This window comes from Desulfovibrio psychrotolerans, from assembly GCF_013340305.1.
Lineage (GTDB): Bacteria > Desulfobacterota > Desulfovibrionia > Desulfovibrionales > Desulfovibrionaceae > Halodesulfovibrio > Halodesulfovibrio psychrotolerans.
Window position 1 is genome coordinate 205,814 of record NZ_BLVP01000008.1, and the last position, 18,352, is coordinate 224,165.

Sequence of the window (18,352 nt, forward strand, 5' to 3'; positions counted from 1 at the left end):
CGCAATGCGCAGGTATAACCTGAATGTATTGGATCTAGAGGTCTCCTTTAAGGCGGAAGCCGACCCTTTGCGGGTGGAAAACGCCAAAAAATTGGTTGAAGAACGTTTCGAAAAGCTCAACTTTCCAGGAAGGCAGATAAGCAAGGAGAAGCTCCTGACTTTTCTGGTACTAGGACTGGCTGACGATCTCTTGCAATCCGACCATAAGCTGAAGCAACTGAATAAACGGGTGCAGCGGATTATGGACAAGATAGATAGCGGGACAACCTGACCCGCACACCCCGCAGGGTGCCCGATTTTCCCTGGGGTGAGCGTGATGATGAGCCGATGCTGGCCTCACAACCACTCAATAGGGAGCCTTGCCGATACTCCGGTGTGCATGCCCGGAATAGCTTCCGGGAAGCCTGAAAGAGTGTGCTAGGCGCCCACCATAAGGATCGCATGGTCCTGCATCTGTGAGTCACACGGCACTCCGGGGTTGAACCTAATCAGCCTCCGCCGCCTGTCCGCGTTTATGTATGACGCGCGGAAGGCCCGGTACAGTCCGGTATCAGATTCCTCCTTACCGCCTCCCTTGTAGCGGCGCACTGTCGCGTCATAACAATGCACCACCCGGCAAGGGGCTTTCCGGGTGCCAATGGGAGTAACAGCATGAGTCTGATGTATGTCGGGCTCGTCCTGCTGGGCGCCATAATCGGCGCTGCAACCGGATACGCGCTGCACAAGGTTGTCTCTTCCAAGCGTCTGAACGACGCGCAGGAACTGGCAAACCGCATCATAGAAGAGGCGCGCAAGGAAGCACAGGCCCAGAAGAAGGAGATAATCCTTCAGGGTCAGGACGAGATATACAGCCAAAAACGCCAGCTTGAACAGGATTTCAAAGAACGCGAAACCGAAATAAAGAGCCGCGACAACAAGTTGCAGGAACAGACCGAGCGTCTGGAACGCAAGCGCGAGCAGGCTACGCAGAAAGAACAGGAACTGCTGGTTCAGGAAAAGGATTTTACCCGCAGAGAGCGCAAGCTTGAAGAGCAGGCCGCTCTGCTGGAAGAGAAGATGCGCGAGCAGGAACTTCGCCTTCAGGAGGTTTCCGGACTGACCCGTGAGGAGGCCAAGGACCGGCTCTTTGAAGAGATTGAGTCCCGCACCAAGCATGAAGCCGCCAAGATGATGCGCCAGATAGAGGCGGAGGCAAAGGAAACCGCAAGCCGCAAGGCCAAGGAAATTCTTGCCACCGCCATACAGCGCTATGCCGGCGACTATGTGGGCGAACAGACCGTTACTGCGGTTACTCTGCCCAGCGAAGACATGAAGGGCCGCATCATCGGCAGAGAAGGGCGCAATATCCGGGCGCTGGAAGCGGCCACCGGGGTGGACCTTATTATCGATGACACGCCGGAAACCGTTATCCTTTCCGCGTACAGCCCCCTGCGCAGGCAGATAGCCAAAATGGCGCTGGAGAGGCTTATCAGCGACGGGCGTATTCATCCTGCGCGCATTGAAGATGTTGTTCGCAAGGTGCAGCAGGAGCTGGAAGTGCAGCTGCGTGAAGTGGGCGAACAGGCCACATTTGATGCGGGCGTGCATGGTATTCATGCGGATATCATCAAGCTGCTGGGACAGCTCAAGTACCGTACCAGCTTCTCGCAGAACGTGCTGCAGCACTCGCTGGAAGTGGCCTCGCTGTGCGGCATGATGGCGGCGGAGCTGGGGCTTGATGTCAAGCGCGCAAAACGTGCGGGGCTGCTGCACGACATAGGCAAGGCCGTGGACCATGAGGTGGAAGGCCCCCATGCCCTTATCGGCGCGGACATTGCCAAGAAGTACGGCGAAAGCAAGGAAATAATCCACGCCATTGCCGCCCACCACGAAGATCAGCCGCCCAAGTCTGCTCTGGCAGTGCTGGTGCAGGCAGCGGATTCCCTTTCCGGTGCACGCCCCGGTGCGCGCAAGGAACTGCTGGAAAACTATGTGAAGCGCTTGGAAGATCTGGAAGGCATTGCCACCGCGTTTGAAGGTGTTTCCAAGGCCTACGCCATTCAGGCGGGCCGCGAAATCCGCGTGATGGTTAACTCCGAGAGCGTGGACGACGACAACACCTATCTGCTGTGTAAGGATATTGCCGAGCAGATTGAGAAGAATCTGACCTACCCCGGCCAGATACGGGTTACGGTTATTCGCGAACGCCGGGCTGTGGGCTACGCCAAGTAGTTCCGCCGCCGGTATAGGTTGAAATGACGGGCCGCTCCTCAGGGGGCGGCCTTTTTTCGCGTGTGTCTTGCTGCGTTTTCGGGGATGTGGCAGAGTGCGTGGATGGGGGGCTCATGAGGAATGATGACCATATTATCGGCATTGGGGACGTGGCGGCTTCTGCCCGACCCGAGGCCGTGCTGAAGACGTTCGGGCTTGGATCCTGCGTGGCGGTTATTCTGTACGACCCGCTGCGCACGGCAGGCGGCATGGCGCATATAGCCCTGCCTGAGGCGGCGGCCGGGCACACGTCTTCCCGCGCACAGCCGCTTGCACCTGCCTACTATGCGGACAAGGGGATGGAGCTGCTGCTGCGCCACATGGACCGTATCCGCAGGGGGGCGGGAACGGGAGGATTGCAGGCCCGCCTTGTGGGGGGCGCGAGCATGATGCCCAATAGCCGGTATCTTATAGGCAAGCGGAATGTGGATGTGCTGCGTCAGCTTCTGGCACACTACGCCATTCCGCTGGTGGCTGAGGATGTGGGCGGTGAACTGAGCCGCACGGTGTTTTTTGAGATCGCAAACGGCAAGGTGACAGTGGCATCGCCGGGACGCAAACATATTGTTCTGTAATGATAGACAAGACAACACTCATTGCCACGGTGCTGCAACGGGCGGAGCGGCTTGAAGCAGGGCACTGTCTGGATATCCGTACCTATAAGCGTAACAGGTCGGTTGCCATAGTGCGGAGGGGGGAGGATGCCTTTCGGGTCATTGAGGCGGGGTTTGATTCCGGGCAGTGGGAGGATGTTTCTTCCGAAAGGCTCAAACGCCTGCTCAAGACGCTGCTGAAAAAGGAGTTTCCCCGCAGCCACAAGGTGCGGCTGTATACGCTGCCGTCATATGAAGACGCCAACGTGAACCGCATGGCGCACGGAGCCGGGAGGTTCGGCGGGCAGGAGGAATGATGCGGGGCAGCGGGCTGCCGGCTAGTGACCGGAATGATCCATGACGTGGTTGAGTCCGGCGGTGCTGTGGGTGATGATGCCGTCGCGTATCCAGTAGCGGGTCAGCGTCCATTCGTCCACGTCGATGTAGTCGATGCGGCCTTCGCAGCCCGCCCGCAGGCAGGGTTTGATGGCGGCGAGAAAGTCTTCCATCATGAAGTATATGCCCTCGTGGCTGACGAGAAGCATGTCTCCCGACAGCGACACGGCCTCTTCCGCAACGGATTGCGCGGCGCGCAGCAACGCGTCGTCTGCCGGGGTGATGCTGCCGTATACCTTGACGAGTACCTGTTCCATGGCGGCATTCATGCCTGTTTTTAAGGCCGCTGGCAAGGCGGTCGTGTTACAGCGTGAACTCGCCGTCTTCGTATATGGTGGTGCGCGTGCCGTGGGCCGTTATGGCCGTTACCTTTTTGCGGTCCGTGTTTACAAGGTCCCAGTGCAGCATGGAGCTGTTGAACCCAAGCGCGCGCCGTGTTTCTTCTGAGAAAGCAGCCGCATCGCCTGCAAAGGTGTTCGCATAGGCGTTGCCCAGGGCAATGTGCATGGAACCCCATTTTCCGCCGTGGTTTTCATCATACAGCGTGTTGGCCATGAACAGGGAAATGGGTGAAAACCGTCTGTCCACTAAAGCGAATTCACCCACGCGTGAGGCCCCGGGGTCCAGATTCAACTGTCCGGTCACAAATTCCTGACTGTACTCGGCCTGCACGCTGACCACGTTGCCGGAACGGAATTCCAGCCGCACGTCCCGGATGATGTTTCCGGAGCGGAAGGAGGGCAGGTCCGCGTGGTAGAATCCTTCCACCGTTCTTGCATCCGGCGAGACGTAGAGTTCAAAGCTGGGCAGGTTGCGCCCGGTAAGGCCCGCCCACACACGTTGTTCCCCCACCTTGAGCAGCAGGTCCGCTGTTTCCGATTCCACACGCAGGGTACAGTTACCGAAGCTGTTCAGCCACGCCCGCAATTCGTCAATGCGTTTGCCGAGGAGCCGCCATTTCCGCACCGGGGTGCCGTCATCCAGATAACAGGCCTTTTCCACCTGCCGCGCGTATTCCTGTGCGGAGAGTCCCGCCTGTGCCGCCAGAGCCTGCGTGGGGTATATGCACAGGGTCCAGCCGAAGCTGCCCATGTTTTCCCGCGTGGACATGATGGAACGCAGCGGCTGACGCGCCTTTTGCGCCATACCCACAACCTCCGGGTCCACCCCCGCAAGGTGTGTCAGCGATGACGGAGCGATGATGGAGATGGAGCCGTTCAGGTGGTTATAGAGGTCGCGCTCACCGGGAATAAGCGTGGTTAGCCGCTTGTTGTTGGCCTTGGTGAGCTTGTCGTACTCCATTCTGGGGGTCGCCAGCGCGCGGGGAACGGGGATGAGTCCCCGGTCGTGCAACTGGGCGCATAGTTCCTCCGCCAGCGGCAACCCTTCATGGTCATAGGCCACCAGCACGAAATCGCTTTTGCGGAAAGGCTCCCGCCGTCCCCGGTATAGTCCCCAGAGCATGACCTCGGCATATTTTTCCAGCGTCAGGGTGTCGAACATGCTGCCTCCTGAAGCAATTCTCGTCTATTCCCCGCCAAGATACAAGGGCAAGCTGCCGGAATGGTGCAAGTGACTGCATGAAGGGCAGGGAGTGTTGCCTTATTTGTTGGCGCGGTCTATCGTACGTAATGTGCCCCCGTTCAGGAGGCTGCTGGCTATTACCCGGAGAGGCTCATGTTCATACGGTGCTGGGGGGCGCGCGGCTCCATTCCCGTTTCAGGCCCTGAATACAAGCGGTACGGCGGGGCGACCACCTGCGTGGAAATACGCACGGTGGAGGGAGCTGTTCTCATTGTGGATGCGGGGACGGGCATACGGCGTCTCGGCAATCTTCTGCTTGAAGAAGGCAGAAAGCAGTGCACGCTGCTGTTCACCCACGCCCATTGGGATCATCTTATGGGTTTTCCTTTCTTCAAGCCTATCTACCGGCGCGACTTTTCTCTGGATGTCTACGGTTGCCCGCTGGAGAGTGGGTCCATGCAGCATGTGCTGGGCGGGCTAATGTCGCCGCCCTATTTTCCCGTGCCGCTGGCGCAGATATGCGCGGACGTGACATGGCGCCAGATATGTATGCAGGGATCGCCCCAGCGGATAGGCGGGCTGGAGGTGCATGCCATTGCACTGGACCATCCCAATCAGGGACTGGGATACAAGTTTGTGGAACAGGGGAGAAGCTTTGTTTTTCTGACCGACAATGAGCTGAGGGGCGGGCATCCCGGCGGCAGAAGCTTTGACGGGTACGTGGATTTTTGCCGGGGGGCGGAACTGCTGATGCATGATGCCGAATTTACGGATGCGGAATACGCACATACCCGGGGTTGGGGGCATTCCACATGGCGTGCGGCTCTGGAACTGGCGCTGGCGGCGCAGGTCAGGCAGTTCGGACTGTTCCATCACAATCAGGACCGCACCGACGATGCGCTTGACGATATTGTTGTGCAATGCAGGCAGGTTGTGGCATCGGCGGGACGCGATATGCACTGCTTTGCCGTGCGGCAGGGCGGTGAGATGGATTTGCTGTGATGTGGGGAGCAGCAACAGAAGGGGGGAGTCGTGCAGGGCGCATTGGAGGATGCGTTACGCTGTATGCCGCGATGGTCAGGGGGTGGCTTGGGACACATTCAGGGGCCTATTCGGGGGGACTAAGGGGAAAGGGAGGGCACATCCATGCGACGTCTGTTCATAAATAATCGCACAAGGTTATGGGCTCTTTCCGTGTGCACGGGCATTTTGCTGGCGGCCGGGGGCGGATTGTTCTGGTGGTCGGCGCGCGTTTTGGAAGTGCATGCCCCGCTTGTGGATGCGGCCATGGAAGTGAGGCTGGAAGCGGCCCGGGCCGAGATAGCCTTCTCCCGCGCCATGGTGGAGCATCCTGCTGAGGCACTGGACGAAGCCCGGAAGTTTCTGGACGATTCCGCGTGGTACGTGGATGCCATGCGCCATGGGGGCAGCAACGAAGAGGGGCGGTTCATCCCTGCGGACATCCGTGGTCTGTCTGACGTGCTTGATGCCGTGCAGGGAGAGCTGGAAAACTACAGGCTGGCCCTTACATGCGAGTGGGGCAACGCCATAGCGGGGACCGGTGACGATTCCGGGGCACACGCGGCGTATCTGGAGAACTGCGACCGCCTGCCCACTGCGGCAGGAGACATTTTGCCGTTGCGGACGGAGTTTTTTGACAGGCTTATGCTTCATGCGGATGCGGCGGAATCGCTTGTGCAAGGGAGTATTGCCGCACAGGTACGGCAGATGAGGCTGCTGCGCTGGGGGCTTGTTGCGTATGCCCTTGTCGTGGGGCTGGGGTTTACGTTGTTGCTGCAGCGCGAACTGGGAGCGCGGGAGGAGGAAAGCCGCCGGTTATCTGAAAGGGAGTCGCAGCTTTCCAGCGTGTTGCAGGCGGTGCCCGTGGGGATAGGCCTTGTGCGCGGCCGGCGCGTGCTTCAGGTGAACGAGCCGTTTTTGCGCATGACGGGGTATACCCGTGAAGAAGTGGAGGGGCAATCCACGAGGATGTTCTACTTTTCGGACGAAGATTTTCTGAATGTGGGCAGGAGTCTTTATAAAACAGGCGGGGGGATGTTTGCCACGCAGATGCGCAGGCGGGACGGGACGGGCATAGACGTGCTGCTCGGAGCGTCGATACTGAAACCTTCTGCTGTGGTCGACGGGCAGTCGCTTGCGGGCGAGGCGTTTTCCTTTGCTGTGCTGGATATTTCGCAGGCAAAGGCTGCGGAGCGGGAGCGGGAGCTTTTGGGCACGCTGCTTGCGGACATAATGGATTCCATGCCCTGCGCGCTGGTGGGCGTGAACGGACAGGGGGTGATAACGCTGTGGAACAGAGCTGCCGAGCGGTTTGCGCCCGGAGCGGCAACGCATGGCCCGTCTGTGGCGGGAAAGGTGTTGCGGAATGTTATACCCGAACTGGCCTTTCTGAACGTGGGAAGCATGGTGAACTCCGGGCAGCAGGTGCCGGATATTCACCGCAAGATAGAGTGGCATTCCAGCCCGGAAATCCGCCATGCGGACGTGATCATGTTCCCCCTGCATTCCGGCGGCGAGAGCAAGGCGGTTGTGCTTATTGACGATGTGACCGAGCGGACGCGGCTTGAGGAAATGCTGGTGCAGTCCGAGAAGATGATGTCCGTGGGCGGGCTGGCGGCGGGAGTGGCGCACGAGATTAACAATCCGCTGGGGATTATTTTGCAGTCGGTTCAGAATGTGGTGCGCCGGTTCTCTACAGATATTGAAGCCAACCGCGAGGTGGCGGAGCGTTGTAATGTGGACCTTGCGGCAGTGAACAGCTACATGGCCGAGCGGAAGATATTTGATTATCTGGGAGCCATACGCACGGCGGGCACGCGGGCGGGCGATATTGTGAGCAGTATGCTGGACTTCAGCCGTAAGAGCGATACCAGCTTTGCGCCGCATCATCTGGGGGAGATGCTGGATGCGGTGATTGAGCTTGCCGCAAACGATTATGACCTTTCGCTGCGTTATGATTTCCGCAAGGTGGACGTTGTGCGCGAGTATGACCCGGATGTTCCGGCAGTGCGCTGCAACAGGCTGGAAATTGAACAGGTCTTTCTGAATCTGGTGAAGAACGCGGCGCACGCCATGCTGCATGTGGAGTTTCCGCGTCTTGTGCTGCGGGTCACGCGGGATGGGGGAGATGCGGTGGTGATGGTGGAGGATAACGGTCACGGTGTGGAGGAGCATGTGCGCAGGCGGTTTTTTGAACCGTTCTTCACGACCAAGCCGGTCGGGGCGGGAACGGGACTGGGGCTTTCCGTTTCCTACTTCATTATCGCGCAGCACCATGGCGGCGAGATGTTTGTGGAGTCTGCACCGGGCAGAGGCACCCGCTTTACCATCCGTCTGCCTGTATACGGTGTTATGCCGGGTGGGCAGCCTCTGTAGAACGTATTTTTTTGTAGCGGAGAGCGAAGAATATAATAGCCGACCCTCTGCTCCATGGTATCGTGAGGATAAGGATGTTTGTTGTCGACGCTTTTCGATGACAGCTGAGAATGAGGGAAACGGTTTGCAGCACCCGGTTCCCGAACGGCTTGGCAGCGAAGCCGTACCATTCGTCATCCTCCTCCCTTGCAGCATCGGCCACGCCTACACCCCCGGGCGTGGCCGAACTTTTTTTCTGCCCCCGTGCGGTATGCCACGGAAGAGGGGGCCACGTTGTATCCGTATGTACCCGTTTGTGCCAGCGTGCACCTGTTTACACCGGCGTATACCGGCGTATAATGGCGTGCGGTAACGTGGGGTAGCGTGCGGCGACGTGTGGCGACGTGTGGTGCTTTGGGGGGCAGCTTGCAGCAGGGAGCAGGGAGCAGGGGGCAGGCAGGGAGCAGGGATCAGGGCGTGCCGGAGGCTGCGCTGCCTGCCGGACCGGGGCAGTGGCCGCGGCTGGTTGCCCAGTGCAGATTTTCGCAGTGTCCCAATCCGCACGCCTCGCGGAAATCGCTGCACATGGCCTCGAAATCCTTACGCAGCAGGTGTGCGGAACCTCTGGATTGCAGAAAAGACGGGTTGGTTGGATGCAGGGCAAGGGCGGCATTGTAATCAGCCACGGCAAGGTCGGTAAGGTGGATGCGGACGTAGGTTGTGCCCCTGTCGTGCAGGGCCTGCGCGAAATCCGGCGCAAGATCTATGCAGCGGGAAAACGTGTCCAGCGCGGGCTGGGTTTTGCCGTTCTGGTACAGGATGGTGCCTTTGGCATGCAGCAGCAGAGGGCTGTTTGGTGCCAGTTCCAGCGCCTGTTCAATGGCAGTTGCCGTTGTTTCCGGGTTCTGCCACAGACCGTTTTCGTGATTGCGCAGGATGTCGCGGTACAGGTTTACGGCCTGAAGCTCATTGAGCAGGGCGGCGAAACGCGGCTCGAACTCCTTGCGCAGTGCCCCGGCCATTTGGCCAGAGGGTTGCGCAGACGGTTGCAGGGACGATTGGGGCATGGTGGCGGCAAGGCTGACGAATCGGTCCAGAATTGCCTGTTCCTCGTCCATGGCCCTGCGCAGCAGCATAAGGCGGACAGGCTGCCTGAACTGCGCCGTGAGTGCCTCCCGCAGGGCAGCGGATGAGGCGTGTGAGACCGCAGCGGCTACCGTGGTACGCACGCCGGGTGAGGCCGGGGTGCCGATGCGTTCCTGCTCTGTGGTGGTGGAGGAGAACAATGCCCATGCAAGGGGGCCGGAGTCCCGGAGGGTGTGCGGATCTGTTTTTTCAAAGCCGGTTCTGCCCATCTGCACACCGGGCAGGGTATCAAGCCAGAGTCCGGCCTTTTGCATTGCGCCTGCCCGGGCCATGGCCTCTGAAAACCGTGCCGCCGCGTGCATGCCCAGTTCGCCGCCGAAGGCCACGGCCACACTGTGCGTAAACCTGACAGGCGGGGGAGGAGCCGTTTTTGCGAAGGCAGGAGCTCCCCATGCTGACCATTGCACGCAGGTGCATGCCAGCAAGGCGAGCAGCAGGGCGGCGCATGGCGGAAAGGCGGGCAGCAGGGGGGAACGCAGGCGATGGAAAAAACCGGCGATCCGGTGAGTTATCCGGTGAGCTATCCGGTGAGCGACCTTGCGGGCGATCTGGCGGGCAACCCGGTGAGCGATCTGGTGGGCGACCCGGCAGGCAACTTGACAGGGCGCTTGGCAGCCAACCCGGCAGGTGACCTGACAGGCTGCTTGGCAGGCAGCGGGATAATTGGCAGGACGGCCCCTGTTCTTCTGCCCTAAGAGGGCGGACGGAACAGGGGCCGTTTGTGAAGTGGCGCGGGAACAGGCGGAAGGAGACGGGTGACAGGATGCAGCGCCGGTCTGTATGCCAGCAGGGTCGCGGAGCTCCGCGAAACAGGTAGCCCCGGCAGTTGCCATGTGCGCTGCTGTTGCCTGTTCGTTCATTATTCCGCTGTGTTATATATCTTTGCCGTAATGTCCTGCACGGCTCCGGCAAGCAGTGAGCGCAGGGCCTCTGTAAGCTGCTTTTCGGTGGTGTCGCTGGTGGGAATGACCTGACGTTCTTCCTCGGCGCGGTAGGTCGTGGGCAGGTTGCCGTTCAGCGAGATGGCCGTTTCAATGGAAACGGTGTAGTCTGTGAGGGTTTTCTGGCGCAGCCAGACCTTGAGGACGGTACCCGTGACCACATGTTCGCCGGGTTCGGCGTCCATGGCGTTCTTTACATACCGGGTCTGCAGGCCCTTGCGGCTCAGTTCCTGTTCAAGGGCCTCGCTCACCCATGCGGAGACGCTGGAAACCGGGATGAAGGGGGTTTCATCGCGGCGAAGGCCCACATCTTTTATGGTGCGTCCGTCGGCAAATTCCACAACGGTTACCGCCGGGGCGCTGGGCTGTACGCGGGCAGGCTCCACCGTGGAGGCGTAGCGCAGGCGCACGTAGTTATTGGGACCGCACGCAGTCAGTGTGAGCAGCATGAGGGCCAGAAGAAAAAGCCATACGGACCGGGAAGCGAAAGGCATCTTTTTCATGCGGTTTCTCCAGATGGCAGCGCGTGCTGCGGTCTACAACGTGATAAGCGGGAGATACAGACGGGTGACCAGATCCTCGTCGTTATCCAGATAGGGGTCGCTGAGATACTGCTCCATGAGCGGCGCGGCAGCCGGACGGCGGCTGCTTGCGGGGAGCCAGTCCCAGAACAGGGTCGCCCATACATGGGTCAGGGTGGGGTACGGCCCCTTGTGAACGGTAACGGCGTATTCCTGGCCGGGTACCTCCCGGACAAAAACAAAATCATCGGGGACGAATTCTTCCGGCAGAGAGACTCCGGCATCATACCGGATGCGCGAGCTTTCCGTGGTATTGGGGTCGTCATGACAAAAGCCCAGAAACATGGTCTTGCCCGTGAGGATGCTGTGCCGGGCGATCCACGGGGTGAGCATCTGCCATGCCTCCGGCCCTGATTTTTCGTAAGGGCCGTAAGCGCGGACAGTGGCCACGCGGAAAGAGGGCAGGCGTTCAATCTTCACGTTCATCCGACATTACTCCGGGGATAGCTGCGGGACACCGTTTTCATATACAGGAGAGAGGGAACGATTGTCCATGCGTGGAGGGCATGGGAAGGGCCAGAAAAATATGGATTTTCGGCAGAACAGGTTGTTTTGCGGCGTATCCGACTTTGCAGGTGGGAATGGCGATTCATTCCGGTGGTTTGGCGGGCAGGGAGACGGTGCGGGCGGTGCTGTCTGCATGGGAAAAAGGGCGGGAAGCCACGCCAGCAGCCAATTTTTAACAAAGCGGTGGTTGACAAAGCACCCAAGCTTTGCCATTTGTCGAGCCTCGCTTGCAGTGGTAACAAGAGGCTCTTTCCTGCGGGCCTTTCCAAACTATGTCAGTGTCACGGAGAAATGTGAATGACCAAAGCAGAATTTGTTGAGAAGATTTTTTCCAAGGCCAATCTTTCTTCCAAGGCTCAGGCAGAAGCTGCCCTTGACGCCACCATTGCCACCATCGCCGATGCGCTGAAGAGCGGCGATTCCGTAGTGTTCACCGGTTTCGGCAGCTTTAAGGTTGCTGAGCGCGCAGCACGCAAGGGCCGCAATCCCCGCTCCGGTGAAGAACTTGTCATTCCCGCAACCAAGGTTGTGAAGTTCACCCCCGGCAAGATGCTGAAGGATGCTGTGAAGTAAGAAGCCTTTTGGCTCTCTTTGTGAGGAAAAGTCCCCGGCAACCATCTGGCTGCCGGGGACTTTTGCTTTGGAACAGGGATTGGCGGAGCGGGAGTTAACTGCGCGGGCATTCCACCAGCACAAGGGCGATGTCCATCACGTTGGTGAGGGTGGGGCCTGTTTTAAGCAGGTCGCCCGTTTTATCCAGCAGGCAGTACGCATCGTTGTTCGCCAGATGCTGGTGCGGGTCCAGCGAGCAGCACAGTGCCCGTTCCATGGTTCCCGAACAGGCGAAGCCGCCTGCCGCATCGGTGGGGCCGTCTGTACCGTCTGTTCCCGCACAGAGCATGGTGATGTGGTCGCAGTCGCGCAGGTGCAGGGCGGCGGCGAGGGCCATTTCCTGATTGCGTCCTCCGAGGCCGCTGCCGGTGACGGTAACCGTGGTTTCTCCGCCTGCCAGCAGGCACACGGGGCCGGAAACGGTTTTGCCGTCCATGCACAGGTTCATGGCAGTATCCACAAGGTCGCGCGCAGCCTCGCGTGCCTCGCCCGTCATGGTGGAGGTGAGGATACGGGGGAAATAGCCGTGCCGGACGGCTTCCTGCGCTGCCGCTTCCAGTGCCTGCGTGTTTGTGGCCACCAGCACGTTCTGCACGGTGGTGAACACAGGATCGCCGGGTTTGGGTGTTTCCGATATGGTGCCTTGCGCGCCCGCCTCCAGCCGTGCAAGGACGGAGGGCGGCATGCGGTGGCGTAAGTTGTAGCGTTCCACGATTTCCATGCACTGGACGAAGGTGGAGAGGTCCGGGGATGTGGGGCCGGAGGCAATGACATCCAGATTATCGCCCACTACATCGGAGATGATGAGCGCGGCCAGACGGGCCGGATAGGCGGCGCGGGCAAGGTTGCCGCTGCCGAAGACGGACAGGTGCTTGCGTACGGCGTTTACCTCGTGGATGGTGGCTCCGCATTCCAGAAGCAGGGAGGTGGCAGTCTTGCCGTCTTCCAGCGGAATGCCGTCCGCAAGGGCGGGGGTGAGCGCGCTGGCACCGCCCGTGATGACGCACAGCACAAGGTCGCGCTCTGTGGCAGCCCCGGCGATGCACAGGATGGCCCGTGCGGCGCGTTCGCCGTTCGCATCGGGCACGGGGTGTGCCGCTTCGACCAGTTCCACTGTTGCCGTGGGGACGGTGTGTCCGTACTTCACGCAGACAAGGCCGCCGCTGACCCGTTTGCCGAGCAATTTTTCGAGCGTTGCCGCCATGGGGGCCGCTCCCTTGCCTGCTCCGACGACATAGATGTTTTCGTAGGCATTCAGGTCATAGTCCACGTCATCTATGCGCAGGACGCTGCCCTGCAACGCCACATGCCGCAACACGGCCTTGTCCGGGGCCACGGCATCCAGTGCGGCGTTTAAAATGGCGCGCAGTGTGTCTCTGTGCTTTGCGCTCATGCGGTGCTCCTTGTGTGGTCTTTCCTTCTCCGTGCTCTCCGGGGGGTGGTGGCGCGGGCGACGGGAGGGGAACGTTAGGGCATGGTATGGGCAGGCGGGGTGCGGGTCAAGCCCGGTGGCGGAGCAGAAGAGGACAAGGGACTGCGGGGTGTGCGATTTGTTTCTGCACTGCAGCGGCAGCGTTGCGGGCCTTGCAGCAACTGTTGCTCCGGAAAATGGAATGATGCCGCAACTGATGAATAGGCCCGGCACCGAGCGGAAAAGCAAGCGGCACGGATCCGTCAATCCGCGCCGCTGGTGCCTGCTGACTGTCTGGGAGAAATCACGTGTGTATCAGACTGTCAACGTGGCATACTATAGCTTGCCGGGGCAGTTGTGCATAGTAGGGTTTTCCCCCATTTTTACTCCATGCAACAGCCTTGCACGCCAAGCATGCTCTTTTGTAAGATGGAACTGCTGTAAAGTGTTGTGGTACAGTATTGTCAGTATGTGCTTACTGTACTCGCGGAGGCATCCGCCATGTTGTAAGGCTGCACCCATCGGGTAAGACGGTGCATTGTGCCCCCTTGCAGAGCCTGACAGGGAGAGTGGCCGGGTTTGCCACATTGTGCTGTCAGGCAAACATGGCGGCGTTGTAGGAGGAGCGCACCAGCGGAGCCGAGAACATGTGCGCAATGCCCTTTTGCCTGCCGTATTCTGCGTATTCTTCAAATATATCGGGGTGCACGTAACGCTGCACGGGCGGGTGGCTGCGCGAGGGGCGCATGTACTGGCCTATGGTGACGATATCGCAGCGGATGGCGGCGAGGTCGTCCAGCACGCCCCGGACCTCTTCGTCCGTTTCGCCCAGACCCACCATGAGTCCGGATTTGGAGCGGAAGCCCGCCGCCTTGACCCGTTCCAGCAGGTGCAGGCTCTGTGCGTAGTCTGCCTGCGGACGGATGCGGGTGTAGTGCGCGGGCGAGGTTTCCACGTTGTGGTTGATGATGTCCGGCGCGGCGCGCATGACGGCTTGCAGGGCAGGAAGGGAGCCTTGAAAGTCCGGAATGAGCACTTCGATGGTGCACTGCGGTAATGCTGTGCGCACGGCTTCTATGGTGCGTGCGAAGTGGGCTGCTCCGCCGTCTTCCAGATCGTCTCGCGTGACGGAGGTGATGACCGCGTGGCGCAGTTCCAGCTGCCGTGCTGCGTCAGCCACGCGGGCAGGTTCGTCCGGGTCCGGGGGGACGGTGGCGGCGCGGCCGATGTTGCAGAAGGCGCAGTTGCGCGTGCAGGCATTGCCCAGAATAAGGAAGGTGGCCGTGCGCGAGGAGAAGCATTCGAACATGTTCGGACACTTGGCACTTTGGCACACGGTATTCAGCTTAAGGTCGCCCACCAGATTGCGGGTGGCCGTATAGGTGGTGTTGCAGGGAATCTTAACCCTGAGCCAGGGCGGAATCCGCAAAGACGGTTCGGAATTGTCGTGCAAGCTCATTCTTCACATCCTGAATGGTGATATCGTCGCGGTCCAGTTCCTGCGCCAGCGAAGAGGGCTCCGCATCGGCCAGTCCGCACAGGGTGATCAGGCGGAAGAGGTCCACGTTGCGCAGTACGTTCAGCGCCAGCCCGTGATAGCTGGTCCATCTGCGCATGGCAATGCCGATGGAGCAGATTTTCCTGTTCTCCACCCATACGCCGGGGCGTCCTTCCTGCCGGGAGGCGGCAAGGCCATACTGGGCCGCCGTGCGGATGACCACCTCTTCAAGGTGATGGAACAGGACCCGCATGCCGCCGGGACGGCTGGCGATTTTGATCACGGGATAGGCCACAAGCTGGCCGGGAAAATGGCAGGTGATGTTGCCCCCCCGCGAGGAGTGGACAAGCTCTATGCCCTGTTCTGCAAGAAAGGCATCGCTGACGTGCAGGTTTTCTCTGCCGCCGTTGCGCCCCAGCGTGATGACCGGGGGGTGCTCCAGCAGGTAGAGGGTAGGTTCCGCACCGGCGGCCACCTCTTCCACCCGTGCCTGCTGAATGGCGTCTGCCTCCGCGTAGGGGATGAGCCCGAGATCTATGATGCGCATAGTGAATCCTGCAGGCAGAGGGCACGCTCAGCGTGCGAGAGGGTGAGCCACCTGCGCCCCGGATTTGGCATCCGTTACCGGCGGGTCGGGCCATGAGACGGTGACGAGCGAGCCGCTTTCCAGCCGTGCAGCCCTGTGGACCAGAGCCATGCCGCGCATGGAGCAGGCATAGCGGGCCGGAGCCGGGGTATCCGGCAGGCGGATGGGGTCTGAGAGAATGCGCACGGCATCTGCGGAGCAGGCGGGCTTGTTCCGGGCGGCGTGCAGGAAGCTGAGGCTTATGTTGCGTCTTTCCATGCGCGCGCGGTTGGTCAGCGTCATCAGCCATTTGGGGGCGCTGTCTGCCGGGGCGTTGAAGTGGCACCAGCCGCCGGAGGCGGCATCCAGCATGGGGCAGTCGCCATCATGCGGGCAGGGGGACTGCGGGAACAGGTTGTATTCCATGAGGCCGAGACGCAGCAGAGAGATCATCTTGCCGCCGAGGCGGGTGCCCGGTTCTGCAAAAAGAACCGCGCCGTCTTCGGTGCAGGCGTCTGACATGGCAAGGGCGAGTTCGTTCAGGCGTTCTTCCAGCGATTGGCCCTTGCCTGCCCGAAGTTCGTTCAGCACGTTGGCCCCGCAGACCAGCTTGGCCTTGCCGAAGTGGCTGCGCAGGGTTTTTTCCAGCGGTGCGCGTTCCAGCACGATACGCCACGGGCTTTGCGGGCTGTTGGCTGCCATGCCGGTAAGGGTTTCGAACAGCGCGCGGCCTGTTTCCATGGGTTTGGGGGCGATGTCGGAACAGATGAAAGTGAGCTTGCGTTCGCGCAGGTCAGGCCGTGCCAGCCACAGGGCCTGCACAAGCGTGAGCGGGCCGGCGCCGAGATCGAGCACGGTGTCGCCGTCGTTCAGGTTCAGCGCGAGGTTGGGCAGGAGCCACGCGAGCCGGTACAGGTTCCACGGCAGATAAAAATGCAGGTAGGCCGAGGCCGCGCGGGGCGTGGTCCAGTAGTTTATCTTCATGCCGCCACGCTCAGTGGTCAGGGCGCGGGAAAGATCGGCCACGGCGTAGTGCAGTTCCTTGCGGTGCGCCTGCTTGAGCGGCAGCACTTTGCGCAGGGAGTCTTCATAGGCTGCGAGAGCCTCGCGCAGGGGCGCGGGGGGAAGGGTGAGGCAGTTGTTCATATGTGGGCAAAGCGCATGTGGCGCATGAAGGTTTGGGTGAAGGCGGGGTCGGCGGTCAGGTCCACATGGGTTGTAGCCGCGGACCAGACTTCTGCCACGGCACGCAGGTCGGGGTCAACAAGGAATCGTTCAGCACCGCGCAGCGAGGCATTGCCCACGCCGACGACTTTGCCGGATTGTGCGGGGTGTGCTGCGCCCATGCCGGACGGCAGAAAGCCCAGTTCTTCAAGGTCTGCAAGGTCGACGTGTTCGCCCAGTGCGCCCGCAAGGTAGATGCAGCGCAGGTCTTGCGGGGCAAGGCCCGCTTCTTTCAGCAGACGGGCAAAGGCAAGGGTGAAGGCAGCCTTGACCTTGAGGATTTCTTCGATATCGCCTGCGGAAATGTGCAGGCCGCTGCCGAGGACGAGGCACTGTTCGCCGCCGTTATCCTTCATGGAGGCGGCAAGCCGGGCACCCAGCGGCGTGCGCGGGGGAAGGATGAAGCGGCCGTCGCGGCCTGCGAGCCCCGCCCTGAGCAGGCAGCGGACAAGCGAAAGATAGCCGGTGCCGCTTATGCCGGGGGGCGGGGACGGGGGTGTTGCGGAATCGGGAGCAAAGGGCATGACGACCGGTTCAAGGCCACGTGGCGAGAGAATGAAGCGGGTGATGACGCCGGGGCGGGCAACGGAACCGAAAGTGAGGCCGATGCCTTCCAGCGCGGGACCGAGCGCCACGCTGGTGACCAGTGCGTGTTGCGGCGTGAGGGCGAGCACGAATTCGCCGTTGGTGCCGAGGTCTGCAAGCAGGTAGGGGTATTGCGGTGCATGTTCCGCCACGGCCATGATACCCGCAGAGAGGTCGCCGCCCACAAAGGGGGCCGGTTGCGGGGGGATGTATACGGGGGGCAGGCTGTGCAGGGTTTCTGCCGTGCCGCCTGCATAGTCCAGCCTGTAGGGGGCTGCGGAAAGGCCGGAGAGGTCTTTGCCCAGCAGCAGGGCTGTCATGGCCGGATTGCCGGCGATGCAGCATTCCTGAACAGGGCTGCCGAATGTTGTCTCTGCCTCGTGCACCAGCGCCTGCAGGGCTTTAAGAACAAGCCGCTGCAGAACGGCTGCGCCTTCGGGCCGGGCGGCAAAGGCCAGCCGGGACATTATTTCGCTGCCGGCACCCATCTGCGGGTTCAGTTCACTGCCTGAGGCCAGCCGGGTTGTTCCCGCCAGCAGGGACCAGTGCAGCGAGGTGGTGCCAAGGTCCACAGCCAGTCGCAGAGGCGGAAGAGGGGAGGACTGTGCGGAAAGAGCAGGCGGCGGGAGGAGGCGGCGCGGTTGTGCGGCGGATTCCGGCAGCAGCACGTGCATGCCGGGCAGGGGGGAGTGCCCGCAGGCCAGCCGCCAGCCGTCGCGGAGTTCTTCTTCGGTGAAATACAGGGCGTCTGGGCCGTTGGGAAGTGGCGCGTTGTGGGTGATGCGCATGCGGCAGCGGCCACATGCTCCCAGTCCCGAACAGAGTGCCGGGGCGCTGAAAAAGCCGGAGGTGTAGACGCATTGGGCCAGAGTGAGCGGTACGGGGTGGTTTTGGATGAAGATGGTTTCCGTATGGCCTTCCGGCGTGGTGACGAGTATGTGGCTGTGGTTTTGCATGGCAGAGGAAGTGTGCCATAAATCGCCGCAAAGGGATAGCGGGGTTGTAACGCGGGTGTTGTGTTCGTGAGGACTGCGGCGGTTCCCTTTTCTGCGCGGGTGGCAGAGGTGGGGCACAGGCAGGTGATTCTCCTAATGCGCAGCGGGGTTGCGTGAATATTCGCTTGCGCACTAATGATATTGTCTGG

At 60.9% G+C, this 18,352-nt stretch carries 18 protein-coding genes and 1 other RNA gene; 9 read left to right on the forward strand and 10 right to left on the reverse strand.

Going from position 1 to position 18,352, the window contains the following annotated elements; translation table 11 throughout:
• The first annotated feature begins 4 nt into the window (after positions 1–4).
• From zapA to HUV26_RS08700, 5 genes are all read left to right on the forward strand, one after another.
• On the forward strand, positions 5–271 hold the full coding sequence (zapA, locus tag HUV26_RS08680; RefSeq protein ID WP_174409721.1) for a cell division protein ZapA: 267 nt from the start codon (positions 5–7) through the stop codon (positions 269–271).
• 25 nt (positions 272–296) lie between these two features.
• Positions 297–483: non-coding RNA, 6S RNA (ssrS, locus tag HUV26_RS08685), on the forward strand.
• Positions 484–651: 168 nt separating this feature from the next.
• The gene (rny, locus tag HUV26_RS08690) at positions 652–2,211 is read left to right on the forward strand and encodes a ribonuclease Y (protein ID WP_174409722.1); all 1,560 of its coding nucleotides are present in this window, start codon (positions 652–654) and stop codon (positions 2,209–2,211) included.
• A gap of 113 nt (positions 2,212–2,324) precedes the next feature.
• Positions 2,325–2,825, forward strand: coding sequence for a chemotaxis protein CheD (locus HUV26_RS08695; protein ID WP_174409723.1), 501 nt, complete (start codon positions 2,325–2,327; stop codon positions 2,823–2,825).
• Positions 2,825–3,160, forward strand: a complete 336-nt coding sequence (locus HUV26_RS08700) for a hypothetical protein (RefSeq protein WP_174409724.1) — start codon at positions 2,825–2,827, stop codon at positions 3,158–3,160. Before HUV26_RS08695 ends, HUV26_RS08700 begins: the two co-directional genes overlap by 1 nt.
• A 21-nt stretch (positions 3,161–3,181) precedes the next feature.
• Here the strand turns inward: HUV26_RS08700 and HUV26_RS08705 are convergent, their stop codons facing one another.
• Positions 3,182–3,496 (reverse strand): hypothetical protein, encoded by a 315-nt coding sequence (locus tag HUV26_RS08705; protein WP_174409725.1) that lies wholly within the window; start codon positions 3,494–3,496, stop codon positions 3,182–3,184.
• 46 nt (positions 3,497–3,542) lie between these two features.
• Positions 3,543–4,742 (reverse strand): aminopeptidase, encoded by a 1,200-nt coding sequence (locus HUV26_RS08710; RefSeq protein WP_174409726.1) that lies wholly within the window; start codon positions 4,740–4,742, stop codon positions 3,543–3,545.
• Between the two features lie 174 nt (positions 4,743–4,916).
• Between HUV26_RS08710 and HUV26_RS08715 the strand changes: the two genes are divergently transcribed.
• Both HUV26_RS08715 and HUV26_RS08720 read left to right on the forward strand, forming a co-directional pair.
• A complete protein-coding gene (locus HUV26_RS08715) occupies positions 4,917–5,765 on the forward strand; it encodes an MBL fold metallo-hydrolase (protein WP_174409727.1) in 849 nt (282 codons plus the stop codon).
• Between the two features lie 144 nt (positions 5,766–5,909).
• Complete coding sequence (locus tag HUV26_RS08720) at positions 5,910–8,159, forward strand: PAS domain-containing sensor histidine kinase (RefSeq protein WP_174409728.1); 2,250 nt, start codon at positions 5,910–5,912, stop codon at positions 8,157–8,159.
• Between the two features lie 449 nt (positions 8,160–8,608).
• On the opposite strand, the gene HUV26_RS08725 is transcribed toward HUV26_RS08720, so the two are convergent.
• Entirely contained in the window at positions 8,609–9,616 is a 1,008-nt protein-coding gene (locus HUV26_RS08725; protein WP_174409729.1) for a tetratricopeptide repeat protein, read from the reverse strand.
• Between the two features lie 150 nt (positions 9,617–9,766).
• On the opposite strand from HUV26_RS08725, the gene HUV26_RS08730 reads away from it, so the two are divergent.
• The gene (locus tag HUV26_RS08730) at positions 9,767–9,979 is read left to right on the forward strand and encodes a hypothetical protein (RefSeq protein WP_174409730.1); all 213 of its coding nucleotides are present in this window, start codon (positions 9,767–9,769) and stop codon (positions 9,977–9,979) included.
• 164 nt (positions 9,980–10,143) lie between these two features.
• On the opposite strand, the gene HUV26_RS08735 is transcribed toward HUV26_RS08730, so the two are convergent.
• Both HUV26_RS08735 and HUV26_RS08740 read right to left on the reverse strand, forming a co-directional pair.
• On the reverse strand, positions 10,144–10,728 hold the full coding sequence (locus HUV26_RS08735) for a hypothetical protein (protein WP_174409731.1): 585 nt from the start codon (positions 10,726–10,728) through the stop codon (positions 10,144–10,146).
• Between the two features lie 33 nt (positions 10,729–10,761).
• A complete protein-coding gene (locus HUV26_RS08740; RefSeq protein ID WP_174409732.1) occupies positions 10,762–11,232 on the reverse strand; it encodes an AraC family transcriptional regulator in 471 nt (156 codons plus the stop codon).
• Between the two features lie 378 nt (positions 11,233–11,610).
• Between HUV26_RS08740 and HUV26_RS08745 the strand changes: the two genes are divergently transcribed.
• Positions 11,611–11,886, forward strand: coding sequence for an HU family DNA-binding protein (locus tag HUV26_RS08745; protein ID WP_174409733.1), 276 nt, complete (start codon positions 11,611–11,613; stop codon positions 11,884–11,886).
• 94 nt (positions 11,887–11,980) lie between these two features.
• Here HUV26_RS08745 and HUV26_RS08750 read toward each other — a convergent pair whose 3' ends face one another.
• The 5 genes from HUV26_RS08750 to HUV26_RS08770 form a co-directional block, all read right to left on the reverse strand.
• Positions 11,981–13,318 carry a glycerate kinase type-2 family protein gene (locus HUV26_RS08750; protein ID WP_174409734.1) on the reverse strand — a complete coding sequence of 446 codons (1,338 nt, stop codon included), beginning with the start codon at positions 13,316–13,318 and terminating at the stop codon, positions 11,981–11,983.
• Positions 13,319–13,931: 613 nt separating this feature from the next.
• Positions 13,932–14,795: a lipoyl synthase gene (gene lipA, locus HUV26_RS08755; protein ID WP_174409735.1), complete on the reverse strand. Its 864-nt coding sequence runs from the start codon at positions 14,793–14,795 to the stop codon at positions 13,932–13,934.
• Positions 14,737–15,381 (reverse strand): lipoyl(octanoyl) transferase LipB, encoded by a 645-nt coding sequence (lipB, locus tag HUV26_RS08760; protein WP_174409736.1) that lies wholly within the window; start codon positions 15,379–15,381, stop codon positions 14,737–14,739. The genes lipA and lipB overlap by 59 nt, the downstream gene beginning before the upstream one ends.
• A gap of 27 nt (positions 15,382–15,408) precedes the next feature.
• The gene (locus HUV26_RS08765) at positions 15,409–16,545 is read right to left on the reverse strand and encodes a small ribosomal subunit Rsm22 family protein (protein WP_174409737.1); all 1,137 of its coding nucleotides are present in this window, start codon (positions 16,543–16,545) and stop codon (positions 15,409–15,411) included.
• Positions 16,542–18,164: an ASKHA domain-containing protein gene (locus HUV26_RS08770; protein ID WP_174409738.1), complete on the reverse strand. Its 1,623-nt coding sequence runs from the start codon at positions 18,162–18,164 to the stop codon at positions 16,542–16,544. Before HUV26_RS08770 ends, HUV26_RS08765 begins: the two co-directional genes overlap by 4 nt.
• Positions 18,165–18,352 lie beyond the last annotated feature (188 nt).